Consider the following 229-nt stretch of genomic DNA (forward strand, 5'->3'; position numbering starts at 1 on the left):
CGCTGATGGATCCGGCCGCGACCCCGGCCGAGTTCCTACCGTACCTCGCCGCGGATCGCGGCGTGGGCGACTGGGAACCCGCGGCGCCGGACAGCGAGCTGCGCCTGACCACGTCGCTGGCCTGGGCGATCACGCGCCAGGCCGGCACGCGCCGCGCCCTGGTGCATGCGGTCGCGTCAAGGGCGCGCGAGGCGCTGGGCACCAGCTGGCCCGACAAGCCGGCCGGCGG

Annotated in this window: 1 protein-coding gene; it reads left to right on the forward strand. The window is 77.3% G+C overall.

Annotated elements, in window-relative coordinates; translation table 11 throughout:
* Positions 1 to 229 (forward strand): phage tail protein (locus AC1MHZ_RS23560; protein WP_482967031.1); only part of this gene is annotated, 229 nt, incomplete at both ends.

Source organism: Pseudomonas sp. FA-1, assembly GCF_056856075.1.